We start from the raw sequence: 20279 nt of genomic DNA on the forward strand, positions 1-20279 counted from the left end.
CGCGACGACGCTATTCTTCGTCGCTCGAGCGACCGAACAGCCGTTCGCGTAGCGACCGCTCGGTCGGGCGCTCGGCCAGTAGCACGGAACACTCGAGGTCGTCGACGACGTCGGAGACGAGCGAGCCGCGGACGAGCCGCGAGAGTAGCCCGCGCTCGGTCGCGCCGACGATCACGAGCGTCTCGTCGGCGGCCTCGCGGGCGATCGCGCCCTCGACGTCGCCCGAGGTGTCGACGGTCAACACGGCGTCGCCGATGTCGTGGTCGGCGGCCCACTCGGTGAGGAACCGTTCGCCGGCCTCGCGCTCGCTCTCGTCGACGACGTGGAGCAGGTCGATCGAGGCTCCCGTCGCCGAGCGCAGCGTCCGCGCGACCTCCGCGCCGAGATCGGAGTCGGGCCCGCCGGCGGTCGGCAGGAGGATCCGACTGGGGTCGTACCCGCGGTCTTTCAGCACGAGGAAGTCACACGGGAGGTCGCGGGCGACTTCGTCGAGCGGCCCTTCGGCGCGGCCCGCCGTCCACGGTCGGTCGCCGCCCCAACCCATGACGACCAGATCGGCGTCGTGGGTTCGTGCGGCGTCGAACACCTCCTCGAACGAACGGTGCGAGACGATCGTCGTCGTCTCGAGCGGCGCGTCGTAGTCGGCGGCGTGGTCGCGGGCCCGCTCGAGCAGTTTTTCCGAGTCGGCGTCGATCCGTTCGAGTCGCTCGGCACCGCGGTCCAGCGGCGTCTGGTCAGGGACCTGCACGATGTGGACCGCGTGGACGACGCCGTCGCGGTCGGCCGCGAGCGTGCTGGCCAGTTCGATCAGGTGTTGTTCCGTTCGTGGGTTGGCCAGCGGGACCAGCACGCGGTACTCGCTCGAGCCGTCGGACTCGACCGTCGACTCGGTCATTCGACTACCTCTAGGCTCGAGACGACAAAAAGAACGAGGGACCTACGCCGCCGTTAGCCGTTCCGCCAGCGTCGTCGTCCGATCGGTCAGCGTTTCCGTCGTCGCCGAGGCTTCCTGCAGGCGGTCGTTAATCGTCGCGAACAGCCGATCGAACGCGAGGGTCCCGTCGTCGTCCTCCCAGTCGGCCGTCTCACGGACCGCGAGCCCGCAGGTGTCACAGGTCGGCCCCGACTCGAGGGCGTCGAAACAGCCGTGACAGCGATCGAGCCCGGTCGCGACGGTTTCGCTCAGCGTCACGACCTCGCGAAGCGCCGACTGGAGGTCGGTCGCGGTCTCGGAAAACGCCTCGAGGGCGTCCGCGGCCGCCGGCTCGTCGGCGTCGCCCTCGAGCGCGGCCAGTCGCTCGAGGCGGGCGTCGACGACGGCGATCGCGAGCAACACGTCGCGTCGGTGTCGCCGGTACTGTGCGATCGATTCCTCGAGGGCGGCGTCTTCCCCCTCGTCGTCGAGTGCGGACTCGAGGTCGCCGGGGAGTGCGGTCGCGACGGAGGCGAACGAGGCGACCGTCGAGATCGTCTCACCCTGGATGCGGGTCGTCTCGCGGACGTGGTGAAACAGCTCTTCGGCGCCGGTCGGCGTCGCTGACGGCGAGTCCGACAGCGTCCCGAAACAATCCGCACAGACGGTTACGAGCGCGCTCTCGTGGACCTCCCCCTCGAGCGCCACGTCGCCGACGGGGTAGGCTCGAAGCGCCTCGGTGTCGTCGGCAGTCCCGCAGTGTCGACAGGTCCGCGCGTCGCGGTCGAAGACGGCCTCCCGATCGGCGTGCCAGTCGCGTGCAGTCACGAGCGAGCGAAGGAAGGGCGTCGACAAAAACGCACCGACAGGGTGCCCGGCACGAATCGAGGCCAGCGCGTGGGAAACACTAACCCGTCGCCTCCAGTACACGTCGGTATGGTGGCTTCCGACGAACCCGACGACGAGTTCGAACTCGAGCGCGCACACGACCGAACGGAACTCGCGGCCGTCTTCCGCGAGTTCGCGACCGCCTTCGAGTCCGGCCGCCCGGTCCGGCTGAACGGCGAGGGACGAAGCGTCAGGGTTGCCGTCCCCGAGCGGGTCGTCGCGGCGTTCGAGGCCGGACTCGGGGCCGACGAACCCCAGGTCGGTGAACTCGAGATCGAACTCGAGTGGGACGATCCGGCCGGCTCGAGCGTACGGATCACCGACCGCCCGGCCGACGGCGACGCTGCGGGTGGTGGTCGGGACGAGACGTCGGCTGCGGCCGACGTCGACCCCGCGGCGGCGGTGATGCCGCTCGAGGGACTCGCCGGCGACGGCTCGACGGGGGATAGCGGGACGGACGAGACGCCGGTGACGGCCGAGGGGGACGACACGGCAGAGACCGACGAGACGAGCGAGACCGGCCGGACGAGCCGGTTCGAGGTCTACGAGGACAGGGGCGGCGAGTGGCGCTGGCGGCTCGTCCACTGGAACGGCAACATCGTCGCCGACAGCGGCGAGGGGTACGCCTCGCGGTCAAACGCCGAACGCGCGGCCAGAAGCGTGATGCGAATCGCGCCGAACGCGACGATCGAACGCCTCGAGTGAGGGCCGGACCGTCTGCCGACTCGAGCGTCGATCTGCGGGGTCTAGGCTACCGCCGGACCTCGTCGCCCTCGAGATCGACGTCCAACTCGGCGGAGTGATCGACCCGTTCGTATTCGAGCGAGGGGCCGGCGTCGGCCGGGACTGCGTTGTACTCACGGAGGAACGCCACGATGCCGCGGCGGCCGCCGAAGTCGCCGCGATAGCGTCGGAAGAGTCGGGGGACCGTCGCCGTCTCGGTTTCCCGGTCGTAGCTGACGTTTTCCTCTAAGAACCACTCGATGGCGATGTCGAGTTCCTCGTCGACGTCCTGGGGCGAGTAGACCGCGATCGGCGGACAGTGATCCGTTGCGTGACTGATCGCGAAGTGGATCCGGGGATCGCAGTCGTCGAGGCGAAACTGCCGTTCGAACGAGGAGGGAAACGGGCGCGGGAGATAGCCCATTCCCCACGGCAGCTTCGAACTCCGGAGCAGCCCGTGTTCGATGTCGTTGAGACTCAGCCAGACGCCGCCGACGGGGACCCGATCGCGGGCGAAGAACTTCCACGCCTCGAGCAGCCCACCCTCGTGGAGGTCCGGCTCCTCCGATTCCAGCAGGAGCTGGGCGTAGGCGTTGTAACAGTTGAGCCAGAAGGCGAGTTTCCCCTCGCGGCTGGACAGCGCCCGCTCCAACCGCGACCGATCGATCGTCGCGAGGTGGTCTCGCAACGGCTCGGCGTCGCCCTCGGTCTTGACCGTATACAGGAGATCGGCCGAGAGGGAAAGGGGATCGAGCTGAGTCGACATTCGGCTAGAAATACACGTACCAGCCTCTTGAAGCCGTGTGACGCCTTGCTACGACAGTCCAGAGTGGCGATACGTTCATGCCGTGGTTTTATGCCAGCGAACGGAGAAATAATGGGCGTGAATATCAGCAAGGGATTTCTGCTCGTTCTCGTCGGGCTCTTCGCCTATCTCTCCCTGTTGCTCGTGTTGCCGTTCTCCCAGTACGTCCTCGGCGCTATCCTCATCGCGTACGTTCTGTATCCGCTCCAGCAACGCCTCGAGGAGCGGGTCGCGCCCCCGATCGCCGCGTTCGCGCTCGTCGGGCTCGCGGTCGCCGGTTTCGTCGTTCCGCTGGTCGTCATCGTCGCCGCGATCGCCAGCGATGCCCGGCGGCTCCTCGAGCAGGTCAACACCGACTCCATTCAACTCGGCGAACTCGAGCGTGCCATCGAGGAACAGACCGGGCAGTCGGTCGATCTCCCGTCGGCGCTGGCCGACGCGGCACAGAACGTCGGGACGATGGTCCTCGAGAGTTCGACCGAGTGGTTCAGCGCGATTACCCACACGCTGATCGGGCTCGGGCTCGCGATCTTCCTGCTGTACTACCTGCTCAAGGACGGCAGCGACCTGCTGACGTGGATGCGGGAACTGACGCCGCTACCTGACGACGTACAGGACGACTTTTATCAGGAACTGGACGAGGTCATGTGGGCCGTCCTCGCCGGCCACGTCATGATCGCGATCATTCAGGGGACCATCGCGGGACTGGGACTGTTGGCGACCGGCGTCCCGAACGCGGCGTTCTGGACCGCGATCATGATCGTCCTATCGCTGATCCCGCTGATCGGGTCGTTCATGGTCTGGGGGCCCGCCGTGATCTATCTCTTCCTGATCGAGGAGCCGCTGCTTGCGGTCGCGCTGTTCGTCTACAGCATGATCGTCGTGGGCCTGTCCGACGACTATCTCCGCCCCATCCTCGTCGATCGGTACGCGGAACTCAACCCCGCCGTCATCATCCTCGGGGTCCTCGGCGGCGTCTACGCGTTCGGCGTCATGGGGCTGTTCTACGGGCCCGTCGTCCTCGGCGCGCTGATCGCGGTTCTCGACGTGATGAACGACCACTACGACCGGCTCGAGGACGAGCCCGGGATGCGGTGATCGGCGACCGACTCGAGCGAGCCGCTACGACGAGTCACCGGTCCCTGCAAGCAGTTCGTCGACGAGCCGCGTGAACCGGTCGACGAGCCGATCGGGAACCGTCGGCGTCACCGTCGTCAGGAGCCGTCCCGTCGCCTCGGGATCGGCGAGATCGAGGACGACGCGGTTCCGGTCGTCGTAGCGTTTCTCGACGATGTCGTGTGCGACGAGCCGATCGACGTGGTACTCGAGGGTGCTGCGTGCGATCCCGAGGTCGTCGGCGATATCGGCCGGCGCGGCGTCCTCGGTCTCCGCCAGTGCGACGACGATCTCGCGGGCCGTCTCCCGGCGAAACAGTGCCAGCGCGGCCCGCTCCCACTCGTCGTAGGTCGGCGGATAGTAGTGGGTCCGGCCGTAGAACTCCTCGCGGACGAGTCGGCCGTCCTCGAGCAGCCGCCGGATGTGGTACTGTATCTGTCCCGGCGCGAACGCCGACTCCCTGACGAGTTCGTTGAAGTGGACGCCGGCGTTGTCGTCGACGTGTGCCCGAATTCGCTGTCGCGTGTCGGTCATATGAGTCCCCGCAAACCCTGGCGTCGGCTAGCGCCGGGGGGCATATAACGGGTGGCTCGCGTTCCCGGCCGCCGAGAACCGCGGCCCGATCCCGGTCCGATCGGGCCGACGGTCGTGGTATCACGACTCTCGGAAGGGTTATCCGTGTATTGCTCCTCTCTTTGGTTGTAATGGCGAAAGGCAACGTTGATTTCTTCAACGACACAGGCGGCTACGGTTTCATTTCGACTGAGGATGCGGACGATGACGTGTTCTTCCACATGGAAGACGTCGGCGGCCCGGACCTCGAGGAAGGCACCGAGATCGAGTTCGACATCGAACAGGCCCCCAAGGGTCCCCGCGCGACGAACGTCGTCCGCAACTAACGTCGCCGTCAGTGTCGGTTCGACGGCGCTGTACGACGATTCGATTTTTCGAGACGCTCCGTATCGAGCCGCGGCTCCCGACTCCGGTGAGTGAGAGCCGAGCCCGACGGCGCGGGGGCGACTCGAGCCCGACACCGAAGCGAATAGGTAGCCACCGGTCCGAGTAGCGGTATCGATCGCATGGTGCCCGCAATGTCGGTCGCCGAGGGGTGGCTCGACCCGCAACTCGCGCCCGTCCTCGTCGCGATCATCGTGCTGGCCGCGCTCGGGACGACCGCGCTGTTCGTCGTCGGCGTCGCCGCCTACGCCCGGCGTCGAACGGCTCGCTACTGTTTGATCGCGGTCGTACTGGGTGTGCTTGTCGTCCGGTCGATAACCGGACTGGGAACCGTCCTCGGGCTCGTCCCGATGACGGTCCATCACCTCGTCGAACACGGCTTCGACTTCCTGATCGCACTCTTGCTTCTCTATGCGGTCTATCGGAGCGGCACGGCCGGCGACGGCCGAGCCGCCGAGTTCGACGACTAGAAACCCGTCGGGTCCGTACCGCGACCATGCGCGTCCGTCGTTACATCTACGACTCCGATCGCGCCGCCGACCACGTCGACGACGTCCTCGAGCGGCTCGCGGCCCGCGAGGAATCGATCGATCGGCAAGACGTCGCCGCGGCCGACGACCGGGACGACGCGATTCGGCAGGCGATGCTGGCGGTCCGCGAGTCGGTCCGCATCGGCTCGAGCCCCGACGCGATCTACGACGAGAACGGCGATCCCGACTTCTCGGCGGGCGTCCTCATCACCCAGGCACCGACGGGTCGGCGGAGCCTCCACACCGGCCGGGCCGCGCTCGAGGCGCTGTCCGAAGCGGCGGGGACCGATTCCGACGAGACGTAACCGTCGCGCCGCCACTGTGTGAACAGGCCCCGAAGCCACGCGGCCGGGATCCGTCGGGCTTTTGACCTCGCGCGCCCGATCAATCATCGAACGAATGGCCCGATATCACATCGAGACCTACGGCTGCACGTCGAACCGCGGGGAGAGCCGCGAGATCGAGCGGCGGCTCCGCGACGCGGGCCATTACCGGGTCGACAGCGCCGACGAGGCCGACGTCGCCATCCTCAACACCTGCACCGTCGTCGAGAAGACCGAGCGCAACATGCTCCGGCGGGCCGAGGAACTGGCCGACGAGACGGCCGATCTCTTCATCACCGGCTGTATGGCCCTGGCCCAGGGCGAGGAGTTCGCACGAGCCGACGTCGACGGGCAGGTCCTTCACTGGGACGAGGTCCCCGAGGCCGTCACCAACGGCGAGTGTCCGACGACGACCCCCGACGCCGAGCCGATCCTGGACGGCGTCGTGGGTATTCTCCCGATCGCGCGGGGCTGTATGTCCGACTGTTCGTACTGCATCACCAAGCAGGCCACCGGCAAGATCGACTCCCCCTCGATCGAGGAAAACGTCGAGAAGGCCCGCGCGCTGATCCACGCCGGCGCGAAGGAGATCCGCATCACCGGGCAAGACACCGGCGTCTACGGCTGGGACGAGGGCGAGCGCAAGCTTCACCGCCTGCTCGAGCGGATCTGTGCGATCGAGGGGGACTTCCGGGTGCGCGTGGGGATGGCCAACCCGAAGGGCGTCCACGGCATCCGCGAGGACCTCGCCGACGTCTTCGCCGAAAACGACGAACTCTACGACTTCCTGCACGCGCCCGTCCAGTCGGGTAGCGACGACGTCCTCGGGGACATGCGCCGCCAGCACCAGGTCGAGGAGTATCTCGAGGTCGTCGAGACGTTCGACGACGCCCTGGAGTACTGGACGCTGTCGACGGACTTCATCGTCGGCTTCCCCACCGAGACCGATCACGACCACGCGCAGTCGATGGCTCTGCTTCGCGAGACCCGGCCGGAAAAGATCAACGTCACGCGCTTTTCGAAGCGGCCCGGCACCGATGCCGCCGAGCTGAAGGGGCTTGGCGGGACGATCAAGAAGGAACGCTCGAAGGAGATGAGCGAAGTCAAGCGCGAGATCGTCAGCGAGGCCTACGCCGACATGGTCGGCGAGGTCCGCGCGGACTGTCTCGTCGTCGAGGACGGTACCGCTGACTCCGTGAAGTGTCGCGACTCGGCCTACCGGCAGATAATCGTCCAAAACGCCGACGACTACGGCATAGCGCCCGGCGACTTCGTCGACCTCGAGATCACGGCCCACGAGACGATGTACGCCTTCGGCGAGCCCGTGTAGCGAGTCGGTAGCCGACCCGACTCGTACAGACCAATCCTCAGTTGCCGGGAACCGGCTCTGGGAGCAAAGTGGCTCCGGTGCGTATCAACGAATATGAACGAGTCAGCCGACCGGCCGACCCGCTGTCCGCGGGAGAAACGGGACGGCGAGATGGGCTGTGATCCCTATCGGGTCATGGACCTGCTCAACGACGACGACGCGCGAGCGGTGTATCTGTACGCCGAGGAGCCGACGACGGTAAACGAGATCGCCGAGGCGCTGGATCTCCCGCAGTCGACGGCCTATCGGAAGGTCGAGAACTTGGAGGAAGCGGGACTGCTCTCACAGCTCAACGAGCGGTCGCGGACCGGCATGCCCGCCCATTACACGCAGGCCATGGATCACGTGTCCGTGACCTACGACGATCCGCTCCGGATCGAGTGTGAGTGCAACGGCAGGACGCTGTACTGTGAACACTGAGACGGTCGCCTGTCCGTCAGTGTCGGTGGGATCGGCTCGTCCTGGGCCCACCGGGAACGGGACAGCAACCCGTCTGCCGTCCCTACAGCTCCGCGACGGCGGCCTCGATCTCCTCGCGGGGGAGCGGCGAGATCCAGTCGTCCGCGACGAAGGCGTACTGGACCTCGCGATCCGCGTCGAGGACGAACGCCGACCGCCACGGCGTCGAGACGTTCGCCATATGGTCGCGGTCGGCCAGCAACTCGAGCGACTCGCTGACCTCACCGTCGACGTCGGCGAAAAAGCGGAACCCGGGCTCGTCCAGCCAGCGCAGGAACTCGTTTTGTGCGTACGGGCCGTCCCGACTGATCCCGAGGACGGCGACGTCCTCGAACTCGCCCCAGCCGGCCCGGACGAACTGTTTCCACCAGTTCTGTGCGATCGCGCTGAACGCGAAGCCGGTCGCGATCACGACGCCGCCACGCTCGCCAAGCGCCGCGGACAGCGCCGTCGACCGGAACGTCTCGCCGTCACACAACAGCGCCTCGAACGCCGGCACCGTCTCGCCCTCGATCGGTGGCATACCCCGAATCGACCGTCGACCGACTAAAACCTCCGTGCCGCGGCAGCCTATCGCTCGAGACGGGCACCTACGCTTTTGTCGCCGCGACCCGAACGGGCAGGTATGGTTACCCTGTACCAACTCGAGGGCTGTCCGTACTGCGAACTCGTCGCCGACCGCCTCGACGAACTCGACGTCGAGTACGACAGCGTCTGGGTCGAAGGACTCCACTCGAAACGCAACGAGGTCAAGCGCGTCTCCGGCCAGCGGCAGGTCCCGGTCATCGTCGACGAGGACCGTGGGATCACGATGGCCGAGTCCGAGCGGATCGTCGACTATCTCGACGCGACCTACGCCTGAGACGGGTTGCTGTACCGATTTACCGGTACAACTGCGACCGCTCTACAGTTGCACCGGTACTGACATACAGGAGACCGTATGGGAACCCCGCCTCGCTACTCCTCGTCGAGCCCGTGGGGATCCAACCCCGGGTCCTCGACCGCAGGTGCGCCGATCGCGAGGACGACGCCTTCCTCGTCGCCGACGTTGCGGTGGCCGTGGCCGACCTCCGGCTTGGCGACCCAGAACGTTCCGGGGCCCGCGTCGACGTACTCCGCCTCGCCCGAGCGACCGAGTTTCAGCGAGAACTCCCCCTCGAGGACGTAGTATAACTCCTCCTGCTCGGCGTGGGCGTGATACTGGATCTCCTCGCCGGGCTCGAAGTACCACAGCTTCAGGTTGACCGCGTCGGTGTCGAAGAAGTCATCGAGCGCGCGGATCCGCAGGTCCGGCGGGATTTCCTCGACCTCGGAGAGGTCGGTCATCGGGACATCGTCGGTGTGGACAACGTCGTAGTCCATGCTACCGTATGGCACTACCGGGACCAAAAGCGTCCGGTCGTCCCGCACGGATTGCTGGCTCTCCGAAAGCGCCCGTTCGCGACCGCCCTCGAGCCGTCGTCGCTACTCGAAGCTGATCGCGTCGTCTTCGCCGGCGACGGTCGCCCCCTCCTGTGCGGCGAAGGCCTCGCGCACGCGGTCGTACGTTTCGTCGAGCGCTTCGACGATCACCGAAGTGTCGCCGATGACCGGCATGAAGTTGGTATCTCCCTCCCATCGCGGGACGATATGGGTGTGGAGGTGGTCGTCGATGGAGCCGCCGGCCCCGTCACCGAGGTTCAAGCCGGCGTTGAACCCGTTCGGCTCGAGTGCGGCATCGAGCGCGTCGAAGGTTCGCTGTTTCAAGCGGGCGTGATCGAGCAGGATCGGGTCTTCAAGGGCCGCGTACTCGCCGGTGTGGGTGTGTGGAATCACCATCGCGTGGCCCGGGTTGTAGGGGTAGTTGTTCAGCATGACGAACGCGTGTTCGCTTCGCGCAACGATCAAATTCTCCCGATCCGAGTCCTGATGGGGCAGTTCACAGAAAACGCAGTCCTCGATATCGGCGTTTTTGTCCTCGCGTTCGATCCACTCGATCCGCCACGGTGCGAACACCTGCTCCATGTCGGATACCACTCGAGGCGCGCCTAAAGCGTTTCAGTCCCGCCGCTCGGGGCGATTGTAGGGGATTTTGTTGCCGCTTTCCGGCCGTTGTCTCGGGAATAAACGCTCGTAACGCGTCGAGCGTTGTCGATAAACGAAATAGGACGCTCTCGTCCGGTCTCTCGAACGAAGGCAACGCCGTCTTGCGGTTTTGACGACTCACCCTTCAAAATGAAGCGTGGGTTTAAGATGGGACTACTGCAAGTAATCAGGTAATGGCAACGACTGACGACTCCTTTAACGGGATGACCGAACACTGCGAGGAGTGCGAGTTGGAAACGCTTCACGAGGTTTCGGTCCAGATCAGAACCGAGAGCATCAAACAGGAGAACGCCCAGTTCTCCCGCGAACCGTACCGCGTGAGCGAGTGCCAGCGCTGTGGCAATCGCTCGAGCCAGCGGATGAACAACGCCTGAGAACGCCGCACTGACCGCGGCCGGTCGGTCTCCCGTTTTCTCCCCCTCCGCGGATCCCTCGTTTCGGCCCAGTGCCGATTTCGGTTCGAAACCGACTGCGTTATTCAGTCGTTACTTCGCAGCCGTCCTCGGTGACGATGATCGTGTGTTCCTTCTGGCTGACGAGGAAGCCGTCGTCTTCCTTGAGAACCGGATAGCTGTGGACGATGTCGTTGCGCTTGAGCCGCCGCAGCGCCATCTCCGGCCGGTCCGTCTCGAGCCAGCGGGTCGCAAACGGCAGCGTCCGGAACTCCTCGGTGATCTGCTCCAGGGCATCGCGGGCCTGCCGGTTGCGGACGGTGCCCTCGCGCTCGAGCGAGAAGATCTCCTCGCTTGCACCCTCCGAGACCTTGCCGCCGCCGTCGGTCGCGAACGGTTCGATCGCGACGACATCGCCGACCTCCAGCGTCGTCCCCTGCGAGACGGCGCGGTTGGGGATGTTCGGACTGGTGTGTTGCTCCCAGTGGCCCAGCCCGTGTCCGGTGAGGTTGACGACGGGGTTGTAGCCGTAGCCGTCGATGACGTCTTCGATCTCGGCTCCGATCTCGCCGGTCCCGACGCCGGGTTCGACGATGTCGAGCGCGGCCTCTAAGGCCTGTTCGGAGGCCTCGGCGAGTTCCGGATTGCCGGAGAGGTCGACGGTGACGGCGGTGTCGGCCAGCCAGCCGTCGACGTGGACGCCGATGTCTAAGTTGATCATCTCTTCGCCGAATGTCGTCTCGTCGTCGATCGACGGCGTCGCGTGGGCCGCCTCCTCGTCGACGGAGATATTGACGGGGAAGGCGGGTTCGCCGCCCAGTTCGCGGATGCGATCCTCGGCCCACGTCGCGACCTCGAGGTGGCTCGTGCCGACCTCGACGCGCTCGGCGGCCTCCGCGCGTACCTGCGCGAGGATCTCGCCCGCCTCGCGGTGTTTCTCGTACTTTTCGGACTCGAGGTCCACGTCGGATTCGGCCATGCACCGGGGTTGTACCGGTCGACAAAAAGAGGTTCCGTCTCTCCGACGGCCTCGGTCGGACCGATCAGTCACAACGCGGCCGATCCGGTCGGTCGGTGATCCACTGACAGTCGGGACAGGCGTCGATCCCCTGGACGTTCGCCAGCGGTAACCCACACTGCGGACACCGCCGGATCGCGTGCTGTGGTACTCGGAGCATGGTTCCCCAGATGAATACGTCGATAATAAAACTACTTCACGACGATCGTCGAAACGCAGGCGATAGCGTCCCGTTCGTCGGGAGAGCAGTCGAGACGGTCCGGTCGCGAATCCGACCGTTCGGGGAAGAAACGACGTGTATACCGCGTGTGGCAACGGTAGAGACTGCGCCGTTAGGTGCTTTCCGGCCGGAAATCCCGCGACTGGGAATCTCGCTTCCGGTAACCCCGAAACGGCCGCCACGCGTTATACCGATCGGCGGACTCGTCCCGAGTGGCGTGAGAGACGCCAGCCGGGCACGTCACTGGCACGCTGATTCGTCCGAAACGCTCGCCGTCCCGAGGCCGGCAGCGAGGACGACCTCGGCGGGTGGATCCCGGGTTCGGGACGGCACCCACGGCCGGTTCGCGGTGAAGTGCTGGTTTTGCGGCGAACGCACCCATCATTTAGTGGATTTTTATCCCGTGGTGGACAGTCATCGAGAGCGATTCCCCGCTCGTCGGCCGTTCTCCGTCGGTTTCGGGCCCAGTAAGTCGACTGCGCATCGGTCAAGTTTTGCCGGCCCGCGATGGAAATGGTAGACCTTTTACCCCCATCGAAGAACCGTATAGACGAGATGAGCTACGACAAGATCGAAGTCCCCGAAGACGGGGCGCAGATCACGCTGAAAGAGGGTACCGACGACGAACTCGAGGTACCTGACAACCCGATCATCCCGATTATTTACGGCGACGGCGTCGGCAGCGACGTCGGCCCCGCCGCACAGAAGGTCCTCGAGGCCGCCGCGGAGGAGACCGGCCGCGAGATCAACTGGATGCGTCTCTACGCGGGCGAGTCCGCACGCGAGAAGTACGACGAGAACCTGCCCGACGAGACCGTCGAGGCGATCAAGGAACACCGCGTCGCGATCAAGGGCCCGCTGACGACGCCTGTCGGTGCCGGGTTCCGCTCGCTGAACGTCGCGCTGCGAAAGAAGCTCGACCTCTACGCGAACGTCCGACCGACCTACCACCTCGACGGCGTCCCGTCGCCGGTCAAGAACCCCGGCGAGATGGACATGGTCACGTTCCGTGAGAACACGGAAGACGTCTACGCCGGCATCGAGTGGGAGGCCGGTACCGACGACGTCCAGGAGGTCAAGGAGTTCGTCGAGAACGACATGGGCTTCGACAGCACCATCCACGACGGCCCCGTCGGCATCGGCGTCAAGCCGATCACGGAGTTCGGGACGAAGCGACTCGTCCGCCGCGCCATCGACTACGCCCTCGAACACGACCGCGACTCGGTCACGCTGGTCCACAAGGGCAACATCATGAAGTTCACCGAGGGCCAGTTCCGCGACTGGGGCTACGAGGTCGCAGAAGAAGAGTACGGTGACGAGGTCATCACCGAGGACACGCTCTGGGAGGAGAAAGACGGCGAAGCGCCCGACGACGCGGTCGTCGTCAACGACCGCATCGCGGACAACATGCTCCAGCAGATCCTGACCCGGACCGACGAGTACGACGTCGTCGCGACGATGAACCTGAACGGGGACTACATGTCCGACGCCTGCGGTGCCCAGATCGGTGGCCTCGGCATCGCCCCCGGTTCCAACTTCGGCGACGGCCTCCTGCTGGCCGAACCCGTCCACGGCTCCGCACCCAAGTACGAGGGCCAGGACAAGGTCAACCCGACCGCCATGATCCTCTCGGGCCGCATGATGCTCGAGTATCTCGGCTGGTCCGACGCCGCCGACCTCGTCCGCGACGCCGTCGAGGAGACCATCTCCTCCGGCAAGGTCACCTACGACTTAGAGCGCCAGCTCGAGGACGCCGAGAAGCTCGCCACCAGCGAGTTCGCCGAGGAAGTCGTCGCGAATATCGAGAAGCTTTCGTAGAAAGCTTCTCACCCTCTCGCGGCATCTACTACTCTCGATTTCTTTCGCTACCGACGCCGATCAGCGATGGCCGGCTCGCAGCCGTTTACCCCTCGATCGACGGGCGCTCGTGTTCCCTGCTTCGTAACGCTCTCACGGGCGGCCGTCGTAGCCCCCGTCGATGGACGAACGCGACCTCGCGGTCCGGATCGCCGACACCGACCGAAAACGAACGGACGCCTTCGACGTTCGCCACGCGGTCTTCGTCGCGGAACAGGGCGTCGACGAAGAACTCGAGTACGACGACCACGACGAGACGGCGACCCACTTCGTCGCCTACGACGGCACGGAGCCGATCGGCGCGGCCCGGCTGCGCGAACCCGAGGACGGCGTCGGCAAGGTCGAACGCGTCGCCGTCCTCGAGCCCCGCCGCGAGGAGGGCGTGGGACGGGCGCTGATGGCGACGCTCGAGCGTCGGGCCGCCGACGAGGAACTCACGGCGCTGAAACTCCACTCCCAGACTCACGCCGCCGACTTCTACCGCGAACTCGGCTACGAGCGCCACGGCTCGGAATTCGAAGAGGCGGGGATTCCCCACGTGGAGATGCGTAAGTCGCTAGCGTGATCCGTCGGGGCCGCGGTCATCCGTTGGCGCTCGAGCGAGTGCCGTCCCGCCGCCGGCGTCGGCCGCCCGTCTGACTGACTTTCAAGAGTGCGGCCGTGGGCATCGGAGCTATGCAACAGGACAGCTACGTCCCCCTGACCGTCCCCGAAACGACGCTGACGAGGCTGCGAACGACCGGCCGAATCGTCCTCCCGCTCGCGGTCGCGGCCGCCATCACCTGGCTCGGGGTCGTCGTCTTCCTCGAGGTCGTGACGACGCTGCTGACGTAGGGGACGGTGGACTGGCGAGGCACGCTCGAGGCGGTCCGTCGAACCGCTCTCGAGTACGACGTGGGAGCCGCTGGAGCGACCGACGGCGGTTCCGCGTCGAGACGGCGGTGATCGACGGCGTCATTCCCCGCGCCAGCTCGGGTCCTTCCGCGGCGGGCTGAAGACGTCGATGCCGCGGACGACTTCGTCGCCACGGTTTTCCGCGGCATGGGGCTGGTCGCCCGGAATCGCGTAGGAGTCGCCCGGACCGCAGACGATCTCCGTTCGCCCGTCGCGGTCGTCGCCACCGACGAGAAAGGTCAGTTCTCCCGAGCAGATGTACCCGGTCTGTTCGTGTGGGTGGCTGTGTTCCTCGACGACCGCGCCCGGTTCGATCTCGAAGTGCTGGACGTTCATCGAGTCGGTACCGGCAAGCAGCGCCAGATGGACGCCATCGGCGGCCTCGGCCGGCTCGCGGTCGGTCAGGGAGACGCGTTCCATACGACCGTCGAACGATGATCGCCGATATAATTCCACGGGTTCCGATCGATTCCGGCACCCACCGATCGACCCGTGCCGGGACGTGGGTTGCCGACGACGGATCGCGACCGGAAAGCGTATCAACTACATATGTTAATGGAGCAACATGAATCCGTACGTACTGCTCGCCGGGGCGATCCTATCGGAACTCGTCGGTACGACGGCGCTCAAACTCTCCGAGGGGTTCTCTCGGCCGCTCCCGAGTCTCGTCGTCTTGCTCGGCTACGGCGTCGCCTTCTATCTCCTCTCGTTGACTCTCGAGGAACTGCCGGTCGGACTCGTCTACGCGACGTGGGCCGCGCTCGGAATCGTCGGCGTCGCGTCGATCGGCGTCGTCGTCTTCGGCGAGCGCCTCGATCCGGCGGCCGTCGTCGGGCTGGGACTCGTCCTCGCCGGCGTCTACTGTCTCAACGTCGTCTCGGACGTGGCCGCCCACTGACGCCCGCGGGGGAGTAGCGAACCGCCGGCGATCACGTTCGCCGTGCGTGGCGAAGGTTGAACTGTCCCGAGGAGCCATCTCGAGGCATGTACGCCGTCGTCGGCTGTAGCGAGTGTTCGAACCTCTGGATCATCGAGGGCCGTTCGGAGACGACCCAGTGTCCCCGCTGTGGCGCGCGCAAAGCCTACGAGAAACGCAAGAAGTTCGTCGAGACCGACGACGCGGCTCATGCCCGCGACGTGCGCGCCTCGATGCTCGCGAACCGACAGGGCGAGGGCGAGGCCTTCGCCGAACTCGACTCCTTCGACGCGCTCGAGGACGAGGTCGCCGACGGCGTCGTCGACGACGAGGAGTACCTCGCGGAGTCCGGACTGGACGTCGACGCGGTCGACGCCGCCGGCGAGCGCGACCCGCGCGGCCCGACCCGAAGCGGGAGCAAGCGAGAGATCGTGGAGTCGGCCCTCGAAGCCCTCGAGGAGCCGACTGAGGGCGAAATCATCGATTACGCTGCCGAACGCGGCGTCAAACCCGAGTACGTTCGGGACGCTCTCGAGAAGCTGACGCGCCGGGGCGTCGTCAGCGAGAGTCGCGGCCGGTATCGGCTGCTGTGAGTCTCCCGTCGCGGTGCCGGCCTACCGACCGAGGTCTTCGTGGGCGCTGGCGAGGTGGTTCGACGCCAGCGCACCGAGCAGGGAGAGTTCGCCGGCGAGCGCGCCGACGGCGATGATTTCGGCCAGCGCGTCGGCGTTCGAGCCGGGCGGATCGCCCCCGCCTCGCAGCCCCAGAACGTCCAGCGCCTCGGCCTGGGTCGGGAGTTTCGTGCCGCCGCCGACGGTCCCGACCTCGAGCGAGGCCAGCGAGACGCTGGCGTAGAGGTCGGTGGTGCCGTCCTCGCGCTCGCGGGCGTCCATCGTCGTGATGGTGTTGGCGGCCTCGACGACCTGGGCCTCGTCCTGCCCGGTCGCGAGGAAGGCCGCGCCGACGACGTTGGCGGCGTGGGCGTTGAACCCCAGGCTGCCCGCCTTGGCGCTCCCGACGAGGTTCTTGCGGGTGTTGGCCTCGGCGATGGCGTCGGCGGTCGTGTGCAACCGGTCCTCGACCAGTTCGCCGGGGATCACGGCGTCGGCGGTGACCGAGCGGCCCCGTCCCTCGACGGCGTTGATGGCGGCGGGTTTCTTGTCCGAACACATGTTCCCCGAGAGCGCGACGAGCGAGGCCGGCGTCTCGCGCTCGACGAGTTCGCAGGCCTCGCCGGTGGCGATCGTGGCCATGTTCATGCCCATCGCGTCCTTGGTGTCGTAGGCGAAACGTAGGTAAACGGAGTCACCAACGACGTAGGGCTCGACGTCGAGCAGTTCGCCGTGGCTGGTGGTGGACTCGGCGGCCTCGGCCAGCGCCTCGAGGTTCTGAGAGACCCAGTCGACCGTCTCGGCCGCCTCGGCGACGCCCGCGACCCGAAACACCGGGGCGCGGGTCATCCCGTTTTTCGTCACGCGGGCGTCGGCACCGCCCGCGGACCGGATCACGCCCAGCCCGCGGTTGACCGACGCCAGCAGTGCCCCCTCGGTCGTCGCCAGCGGCAGGTAGTGATCGCCGTCGGCCGCACCGCCGTCTACCGGGACCGGCCCCACGACGCCCATCGGCACCTGTGCCGCGCCGATCATGTTCTCGATGTTGGGCTCCGCTCGCTCGGCGTCGAAGGCGTAGTCGCCGATCGCCTCGAGGTCGGTCCCCGACTCACGTTCGACCAGCAGCCGTCGGGCCGCGGCCGCGGTGTCGTGGTCGGCGTGGTCCTCGAGTTCGTGAATGCGGAGGTCCCCCTCCTGCACCCGGTCGGCGAGGGTCTCGGGATCTGTCATGGGTAGGCCGAGACGGGGCCGGCCCCTAACAGTTGCTGATTGGCCGCGGTCACTCCGAGCCGAGATCGAACGAGAAGTCGCCGCCGGCGGCCCGATACCCCGTGACCCCCTCGTAACAGACCAGCGCCAACAGCGCGCCGGTCCCGATCGTGGCGATGACGAGTTCCCGGAGCCCCTCGGCCTCGGCGGCGAACGCGACTGCGAATACGGCGGTCGCGAGCGCGGCGAACCGGAGCCTGCTTCGGGGCCGAATCGTCGCGTCAGTGGCTGCGAGATACAACTGCGGAATGGCGACGGCGACCCCGGCGAACAGCAGTACCGCGACCACCGGGCCGTCCCGAAGCGAGACCCCGAACTGCCCCTCGAGGACGACCGAGACGGCGACCGCGAGGACGAACACCAGCAGCGAGCCGAAGAGGACGCGACCTTCGCGATCGATCATACTGGCCGGTCAACGCGGGGCCGGGTCAACGTTGCGCTCGGTTGCAGTCTCGGCGACTGTCGGCGTCGCAGTCGCGGGCGGGGGCGGTCCCGTGTCGCCGATCCACGGGACCGCTCGAGGGGGTCGATTTTTGCCGCTGGATCGAGAGGACGGGAGCATGGACGTCGGACTCATGGTGACGGACTTCGGCGAGACCGATCTCGCGGACGTGGCTGTCCGCGCGGAGGACAGCGGCTACGACGCCGTCTGGCTCGGCGAACTCTGGGGGGCAAGCAGCATCGTACAGGCGACCGAGATCGCCTGCCGGACCGACGAGATCGGTATTGGCACCGCGATCGTGAACGTCTACTCGCGGACGCCGGCCGTCCTCGCGATGACCGCCGCCTCGCTTCAGGACGTCTCGGACGGCCGGTTCACGCTCGGCCTCGGAACGAGTACCGCCACCGCGGTCGAGGGGCTCCACGGGATGGCGTTCGACCGGCCGGTGCGACGCGCCCACGAGACGATCGAACTGGTCCGCGAACTGACCGCGGGCACCGGCGACCCGGTCGACTACGAGGGCGAACTGCTCGAGTCGTCGGCGTTCCCGTCGATCGAGGTCCCGGTGTCGATCTACCACGCCGGGCTCGGCCCGGCCAACCGCCGGGTCGTCGGCCGGCTGGCCGACGGCTGGATTCCGCACAACGTCCCGTTCTCACGGCTCGAGACTGCCTTCGAGGAGGTCGCGGCGGCCGCACGGGAGCGCGACCGCGACCCCGACGCGATCGAGATCGCGCCGTACGTGCCGGCGGCGGTCAGCGACGACCCCGAGGAAGCACGCCAGACCCTGCGTCGGCACGTCGCCTACTACGTCGGGAGCGGCGAGGGGTACCGCCGGGCGGTCGCGACCGAGTTCCCCGACGAAGCCGATCGGATCGCCGAAGCCTGGCGGGCGGGCGAGAAGGGCGAGGCGGCGGCCGCGGTGACCGACGCGATGATCGCGGATCTGGGGGTGGCCGGCACTCCCGAGACGGCTCGCGAGCGGCTCCGGACTCTCGTTGCCGAGACCGGGATCGACCATCCGATCGTCGTCGTCCCCGAGCCCGCTTCCGATGACGTCGCCGAGGCGACGATCCGGGAACTCGCGCCCGACCGGCTGTAGGCGGACCGAGTGGCGGGACGGATCGGCACGCCCGCGGTCGTGCGATCCGGCAGCCGACGCCGCGACCGATCACGTGGATCTCGCTCTCGAGCCCGACTCCGAGACGTCCGTCGCCGGCGCTACTCGAGCCCGACTCGGCACCCGGTCTCGGCCGATTCGTAGGCGGCCTCGATCGTCCGCAGGTCCGCCAGCCCGTCCGCGCCGTCGGGTTCGGGTGTGGTACCGGTCAGTACGCAGTAGCCGAAGTAGTCGAACTCCTCGCAGACCTCGTCGACGGACGGGCCGGTGTACTCCATACAGACGTCCCCACTCTCGACGACCATCTCCTGTGGAACGACGCCGCCGAACGGCGACTCGATGTGGACCTTTCCGTCGGTGCCGACCAGCTCGAGCTGGCTATTGGCGTGGGCGTCGAAACTGGCGGTACACGAGGCCGTCGCGTCCGTCTCGAACTCGAGCTGGACGGCGACGTGTTCGTCGACGGCCGCGAAGGGGCCGCCGCTCGAGTGCGTGGTCGCGTACACGCCCGTCGGCTCGCGATCGAGCAGGAACCGGACCGTGTTGAGCGGATAGATCCCGAGATCGACCAGCGCGCCGCCGCCGGCGAGGGCGGGATCGAGCCGCCAGCTGTCGGGCCCCGCGGTCTCGAGCAGCGGGTTGGAGGAGCAGCCGTGGAGCAGGACGACGTCGCCGATGGCGCGCTCGCGGACGAGGTCCCGCGTGCGCCGAACCGTCGGCTCGGTCTGGAGCCGGTAGGCCGTCATCAGGGTCACGCCGGCGTCGGCACACGCGTCGACGATCTCGCGAGCGCGGTCGACGGTCGTCTCGAGGGGCTTCTCACAGATAACGTGCTTGCCGCGGTCGGCGGCCGCGATCGCGTACCGTCCGTGGGTCGCGTTCGGCGTCGCGACGTAGACGGCGTCGTAGTCGTCCGCGCGATCGCCCGCGAGGAAGGCGTCGTAGTCGACGACGGCGTCGACGTCGTACGTCTCGGCGACGTCCGTCGCCCGATCGGGGGAACTCGTCACCAGCGTCGTCGTCTCGCAGTAGGCCCCCGCGTCGATCGCCGGCAGCGCGCGCTGGCGTGCGAAGCCGCCGATTCCGACGACGGCGAGGCGAACCGTGCCCGCCGCCGATTCGCGCTCCCAGTCCCGTCGGGTGAAGTCCGCGAAGGCGTCCTCGAGTGCCATACCGCCGCTAGGGCGGCGAACCGAAAGGCTCCAGTGTCCAGATCACGAACTGTCTCGGCTACGGACCGGTCGGTTCGCCCGAACAACTGATAGCTGGTTTTCGATCGTTCTACCAGCCGATGGTATTCCCCCGGAACGCAGTATCGAAGGAAAAAATTATTCAATATGCGTCTCTGAGTTGTAGTCACTCACAGGTGACG

Annotated in this window: 28 protein-coding genes; 15 read left to right on the forward strand and 13 right to left on the reverse strand. The window is 66.9% G+C overall.

Annotated elements, in window-relative coordinates:
* Positions 1 to 10: 10 nt before the first annotated feature.
* Positions 11 to 895 (reverse strand): universal stress protein, encoded by an 885-nt coding sequence (locus ACERIM_RS10810; protein ID WP_373632562.1) that lies wholly within the window; start codon positions 893 to 895, stop codon positions 11 to 13.
* A 42-nt stretch (positions 896 to 937) separates the two neighbouring features.
* Positions 938 to 1741 carry an HNH endonuclease gene (locus ACERIM_RS10815; protein WP_373632563.1) on the reverse strand — a complete coding sequence of 268 codons (804 nt, stop codon included), beginning with the start codon at positions 1739 to 1741 and terminating at the stop codon, positions 938 to 940.
* Between the two features lie 108 nt (positions 1742 to 1849).
* Here ACERIM_RS10815 and ACERIM_RS10820 point away from each other — a divergent pair, with 108 nt between their 5' ends.
* The gene (locus ACERIM_RS10820; protein WP_373632565.1) at positions 1850 to 2506 is read left to right on the forward strand and encodes an amphi-Trp domain-containing protein; all 657 of its coding nucleotides are present in this window, start codon (positions 1850 to 1852) and stop codon (positions 2504 to 2506) included.
* 46 nt (positions 2507 to 2552) lie between these two features.
* On the opposite strand, the gene ACERIM_RS10825 is transcribed toward ACERIM_RS10820, so the two are convergent.
* Positions 2553 to 3290 carry a DUF547 domain-containing protein gene (locus tag ACERIM_RS10825; protein ID WP_006649908.1) on the reverse strand — a complete coding sequence of 246 codons (738 nt, stop codon included), beginning with the start codon at positions 3288 to 3290 and terminating at the stop codon, positions 2553 to 2555.
* A gap of 111 nt (positions 3291 to 3401) precedes the next feature.
* On the opposite strand from ACERIM_RS10825, the gene ACERIM_RS10830 reads away from it, so the two are divergent.
* On the forward strand, positions 3402 to 4427 hold the full coding sequence (locus ACERIM_RS10830; RefSeq protein WP_373632566.1) for an AI-2E family transporter: 1026 nt from the start codon (positions 3402 to 3404) through the stop codon (positions 4425 to 4427).
* A gap of 24 nt (positions 4428 to 4451) precedes the next feature.
* Here the strand turns inward: ACERIM_RS10830 and ACERIM_RS10835 are convergent, their stop codons facing one another.
* Positions 4452 to 4979, reverse strand: a complete 528-nt coding sequence (locus ACERIM_RS10835) for a winged helix-turn-helix transcriptional regulator (protein WP_006649910.1) — start codon at positions 4977 to 4979, stop codon at positions 4452 to 4454.
* A gap of 170 nt (positions 4980 to 5149) precedes the next feature.
* On the opposite strand from ACERIM_RS10835, the gene ACERIM_RS10840 reads away from it, so the two are divergent.
* From ACERIM_RS10840 to ACERIM_RS10860, 5 genes are all read left to right on the forward strand, one after another.
* A complete protein-coding gene (locus ACERIM_RS10840; RefSeq protein WP_006182717.1) occupies positions 5150 to 5344 on the forward strand; it encodes a cold-shock protein in 195 nt (64 codons plus the stop codon).
* Between the two features lie 180 nt (positions 5345 to 5524).
* Positions 5525 to 5872: a hypothetical protein gene (locus tag ACERIM_RS10845; protein ID WP_049905769.1), complete on the forward strand. Its 348-nt coding sequence runs from the start codon at positions 5525 to 5527 to the stop codon at positions 5870 to 5872.
* 26 nt (positions 5873 to 5898) lie between these two features.
* Positions 5899 to 6237 carry a hypothetical protein gene (locus ACERIM_RS10850; protein ID WP_373632569.1) on the forward strand — a complete coding sequence of 113 codons (339 nt, stop codon included), beginning with the start codon at positions 5899 to 5901 and terminating at the stop codon, positions 6235 to 6237.
* Positions 6238 to 6331: 94 nt separating this feature from the next.
* On the forward strand, positions 6332 to 7585 hold the full coding sequence (locus ACERIM_RS10855; RefSeq protein ID WP_373632570.1) for a tRNA (N(6)-L-threonylcarbamoyladenosine(37)-C(2))-methylthiotransferase: 1254 nt from the start codon (positions 6332 to 6334) through the stop codon (positions 7583 to 7585).
* Positions 7586 to 7678: 93 nt separating this feature from the next.
* Complete coding sequence (locus tag ACERIM_RS10860) at positions 7679 to 8044, forward strand: helix-turn-helix domain-containing protein (protein WP_006182713.1); 366 nt, start codon at positions 7679 to 7681, stop codon at positions 8042 to 8044.
* An 82-nt stretch (positions 8045 to 8126) separates the two neighbouring features.
* On the opposite strand, the gene ACERIM_RS10865 is transcribed toward ACERIM_RS10860, so the two are convergent.
* Positions 8127 to 8606: a redoxin domain-containing protein gene (locus ACERIM_RS10865; protein WP_006649914.1), complete on the reverse strand. Its 480-nt coding sequence runs from the start codon at positions 8604 to 8606 to the stop codon at positions 8127 to 8129.
* Positions 8607 to 8708: 102 nt separating this feature from the next.
* Here ACERIM_RS10865 and ACERIM_RS10870 point away from each other — a divergent pair, with 102 nt between their 5' ends.
* Positions 8709 to 8945: a glutathione S-transferase N-terminal domain-containing protein gene (locus ACERIM_RS10870; protein ID WP_006649915.1), complete on the forward strand. Its 237-nt coding sequence runs from the start codon at positions 8709 to 8711 to the stop codon at positions 8943 to 8945.
* A gap of 95 nt (positions 8946 to 9040) precedes the next feature.
* Here the strand turns inward: ACERIM_RS10870 and ACERIM_RS10875 are convergent, their stop codons facing one another.
* Positions 9041 to 9445, reverse strand: coding sequence for a cupin domain-containing protein (locus ACERIM_RS10875; protein ID WP_006649916.1), 405 nt, complete (start codon positions 9443 to 9445; stop codon positions 9041 to 9043).
* A gap of 102 nt (positions 9446 to 9547) precedes the next feature.
* The gene (locus tag ACERIM_RS10880) at positions 9548 to 10087 is read right to left on the reverse strand and encodes an HIT domain-containing protein (RefSeq protein ID WP_006182709.1); all 540 of its coding nucleotides are present in this window, start codon (positions 10085 to 10087) and stop codon (positions 9548 to 9550) included.
* Between the two features lie 254 nt (positions 10088 to 10341).
* Here ACERIM_RS10880 and ACERIM_RS10885 point away from each other — a divergent pair, with 254 nt between their 5' ends.
* On the forward strand, positions 10342 to 10542 hold the full coding sequence (locus ACERIM_RS10885) for a hypothetical protein (RefSeq protein ID WP_006182708.1): 201 nt from the start codon (positions 10342 to 10344) through the stop codon (positions 10540 to 10542).
* A gap of 100 nt (positions 10543 to 10642) precedes the next feature.
* Here the strand turns inward: ACERIM_RS10885 and map are convergent, their stop codons facing one another.
* Together map and ACERIM_RS10895 are read right to left on the reverse strand one after the other, a co-directional pair.
* Positions 10643 to 11539: a type II methionyl aminopeptidase gene (gene map / locus ACERIM_RS10890; RefSeq protein ID WP_006182707.1), complete on the reverse strand. Its 897-nt coding sequence runs from the start codon at positions 11537 to 11539 to the stop codon at positions 10643 to 10645.
* A 64-nt stretch (positions 11540 to 11603) separates the two neighbouring features.
* Positions 11604 to 11738, reverse strand: a complete 135-nt coding sequence (locus ACERIM_RS10895; RefSeq protein ID WP_006649918.1) for a hypothetical protein — start codon at positions 11736 to 11738, stop codon at positions 11604 to 11606.
* A gap of 615 nt (positions 11739 to 12353) precedes the next feature.
* Here ACERIM_RS10895 and icd point away from each other — a divergent pair.
* From icd to ACERIM_RS10910, 3 genes are all read left to right on the forward strand, one after another.
* Positions 12354 to 13616, forward strand: coding sequence for an isocitrate dehydrogenase (NADP(+)) (icd, locus tag ACERIM_RS10900; RefSeq protein ID WP_006649919.1), 1263 nt, complete (start codon positions 12354 to 12356; stop codon positions 13614 to 13616).
* Between the two features lie 160 nt (positions 13617 to 13776).
* Positions 13777 to 14220 carry a GNAT family N-acetyltransferase gene (locus ACERIM_RS10905; protein WP_373632573.1) on the forward strand — a complete coding sequence of 148 codons (444 nt, stop codon included), beginning with the start codon at positions 13777 to 13779 and terminating at the stop codon, positions 14218 to 14220.
* Between the two features lie 110 nt (positions 14221 to 14330).
* The gene (locus ACERIM_RS10910; RefSeq protein ID WP_015299215.1) at positions 14331 to 14489 is read left to right on the forward strand and encodes a hypothetical protein; all 159 of its coding nucleotides are present in this window, start codon (positions 14331 to 14333) and stop codon (positions 14487 to 14489) included.
* A 120-nt stretch (positions 14490 to 14609) separates the two neighbouring features.
* Here the strand turns inward: ACERIM_RS10910 and ACERIM_RS10915 are convergent, their stop codons facing one another.
* A complete protein-coding gene (locus ACERIM_RS10915; RefSeq protein WP_006649921.1) occupies positions 14610 to 14969 on the reverse strand; it encodes a cupin domain-containing protein in 360 nt (119 codons plus the stop codon).
* Positions 14970 to 15114: 145 nt separating this feature from the next.
* Here ACERIM_RS10915 and ACERIM_RS10920 point away from each other — a divergent pair, with 145 nt between their 5' ends.
* Entirely contained in the window at positions 15115 to 15447 is a 333-nt protein-coding gene (locus ACERIM_RS10920; protein ID WP_006182703.1) for a multidrug efflux SMR transporter, read from the forward strand.
* An 86-nt stretch (positions 15448 to 15533) separates the two neighbouring features.
* Positions 15534 to 16058, forward strand: a complete 525-nt coding sequence (locus ACERIM_RS10925) for a DUF5817 domain-containing protein (protein ID WP_006649922.1) — start codon at positions 15534 to 15536, stop codon at positions 16056 to 16058.
* A 21-nt stretch (positions 16059 to 16079) separates the two neighbouring features.
* On the opposite strand, the gene hmgA is transcribed toward ACERIM_RS10925, so the two are convergent.
* A complete protein-coding gene (hmgA, locus tag ACERIM_RS10930; RefSeq protein ID WP_006649923.1) occupies positions 16080 to 17306 on the reverse strand; it encodes a hydroxymethylglutaryl-CoA reductase (NADPH) in 1227 nt (408 codons plus the stop codon).
* Between the two features lie 49 nt (positions 17307 to 17355).
* Entirely contained in the window at positions 17356 to 17748 is a 393-nt protein-coding gene (locus ACERIM_RS10935) for a hypothetical protein (protein WP_373632574.1), read from the reverse strand.
* Positions 17749 to 17905: 157 nt separating this feature from the next.
* On the opposite strand from ACERIM_RS10935, the gene ACERIM_RS10940 reads away from it, so the two are divergent.
* Entirely contained in the window at positions 17906 to 18889 is a 984-nt protein-coding gene (locus tag ACERIM_RS10940) for an LLM class flavin-dependent oxidoreductase (protein ID WP_373632575.1), read from the forward strand.
* 119 nt (positions 18890 to 19008) lie between these two features.
* Here the strand turns inward: ACERIM_RS10940 and gfo6 are convergent, their stop codons facing one another.
* Entirely contained in the window at positions 19009 to 20079 is a 1071-nt protein-coding gene (gene gfo6, locus ACERIM_RS10945) for a D-xylose 1-dehydrogenase Gfo6 (protein ID WP_373632576.1), read from the reverse strand.
* Positions 20080 to 20279: the final 200 nt, after the last annotated feature.

Source organism: Natrinema sp. H-ect1, from assembly GCF_041821105.1.
In the GTDB taxonomy this organism is placed as follows: Archaea; Halobacteriota; Halobacteria; order Halobacteriales; family Natrialbaceae; genus Natrinema; species Natrinema thermotolerans.

Coding starts and splice junctions, on each gene's coding strand:
- ACERIM_RS10885 (WP_006182708.1), top strand. CDS start 10,342: ATGGCAACGACTGACGACTCCTTTAACGGGATGACCGAACACTGCGAG.
- ACERIM_RS10825 (WP_006649908.1), bottom strand. CDS start 3,290: ATGTCGACTCAGCTCGATCCCCTTTCCCTCTCGGCCGATCTCCTGTAT.
- ACERIM_RS10865 (WP_006649914.1), bottom strand. CDS start 8,606: ATGCCACCGATCGAGGGCGAGACGGTGCCGGCGTTCGAGGCGCTGTTG.
- ACERIM_RS10810 (WP_373632562.1), bottom strand. CDS start 895: ATGACCGAGTCGACGGTCGAGTCCGACGGCTCGAGCGAGTACCGCGTG.
- ACERIM_RS10910 (WP_015299215.1), top strand. CDS start 14,331: ATGCAACAGGACAGCTACGTCCCCCTGACCGTCCCCGAAACGACGCTG.
- hmgA (WP_006649923.1), bottom strand. CDS start 17,306: ATGACAGATCCCGAGACCCTCGCCGACCGGGTGCAGGAGGGGGACCTC.
- map (WP_006182707.1), bottom strand. CDS start 11,539: ATGGCCGAATCCGACGTGGACCTCGAGTCCGAAAAGTACGAGAAACAC.
- ACERIM_RS10875 (WP_006649916.1), bottom strand. CDS start 9,445: ATGGACTACGACGTTGTCCACACCGACGATGTCCCGATGACCGACCTC.
- ACERIM_RS10830 (WP_373632566.1), top strand. CDS start 3,402: ATGGGCGTGAATATCAGCAAGGGATTTCTGCTCGTTCTCGTCGGGCTC.
- ACERIM_RS10895 (WP_006649918.1), bottom strand. CDS start 11,738: ATGCTCCGAGTACCACAGCACGCGATCCGGCGGTGTCCGCAGTGTGGG.
- gfo6 (WP_373632576.1), bottom strand. CDS start 20,079: ATGGCACTCGAGGACGCCTTCGCGGACTTCACCCGACGGGACTGGGAG.
- ACERIM_RS10915 (WP_006649921.1), bottom strand. CDS start 14,969: ATGGAACGCGTCTCCCTGACCGACCGCGAGCCGGCCGAGGCCGCCGAT.
- ACERIM_RS10935 (WP_373632574.1), bottom strand. CDS start 17,748: ATGATCGATCGCGAAGGTCGCGTCCTCTTCGGCTCGCTGCTGGTGTTC.
- ACERIM_RS10845 (WP_049905769.1), top strand. CDS start 5,525: ATGGTGCCCGCAATGTCGGTCGCCGAGGGGTGGCTCGACCCGCAACTC.
- ACERIM_RS10925 (WP_006649922.1), top strand. CDS start 15,534: ATGTACGCCGTCGTCGGCTGTAGCGAGTGTTCGAACCTCTGGATCATC.
- ACERIM_RS10940 (WP_373632575.1), top strand. CDS start 17,906: ATGGACGTCGGACTCATGGTGACGGACTTCGGCGAGACCGATCTCGCG.
- ACERIM_RS10920 (WP_006182703.1), top strand. CDS start 15,115: ATGAATCCGTACGTACTGCTCGCCGGGGCGATCCTATCGGAACTCGTC.
- ACERIM_RS10860 (WP_006182713.1), top strand. CDS start 7,679: ATGAACGAGTCAGCCGACCGGCCGACCCGCTGTCCGCGGGAGAAACGG.
- ACERIM_RS10870 (WP_006649915.1), top strand. CDS start 8,709: ATGGTTACCCTGTACCAACTCGAGGGCTGTCCGTACTGCGAACTCGTC.
- ACERIM_RS10835 (WP_006649910.1), bottom strand. CDS start 4,979: ATGACCGACACGCGACAGCGAATTCGGGCACACGTCGACGACAACGCC.
- ACERIM_RS10855 (WP_373632570.1), top strand. CDS start 6,332: ATGGCCCGATATCACATCGAGACCTACGGCTGCACGTCGAACCGCGGG.
- ACERIM_RS10905 (WP_373632573.1), top strand. CDS start 13,777: ATGGACGAACGCGACCTCGCGGTCCGGATCGCCGACACCGACCGAAAA.
- ACERIM_RS10820 (WP_373632565.1), top strand. CDS start 1,850: ATGGTGGCTTCCGACGAACCCGACGACGAGTTCGAACTCGAGCGCGCA.
- icd (WP_006649919.1), top strand. CDS start 12,354: ATGAGCTACGACAAGATCGAAGTCCCCGAAGACGGGGCGCAGATCACG.
- ACERIM_RS10840 (WP_006182717.1), top strand. CDS start 5,150: ATGGCGAAAGGCAACGTTGATTTCTTCAACGACACAGGCGGCTACGGT.
- ACERIM_RS10880 (WP_006182709.1), bottom strand. CDS start 10,087: ATGGAGCAGGTGTTCGCACCGTGGCGGATCGAGTGGATCGAACGCGAG.
- ACERIM_RS10850 (WP_373632569.1), top strand. CDS start 5,899: ATGCGCGTCCGTCGTTACATCTACGACTCCGATCGCGCCGCCGACCAC.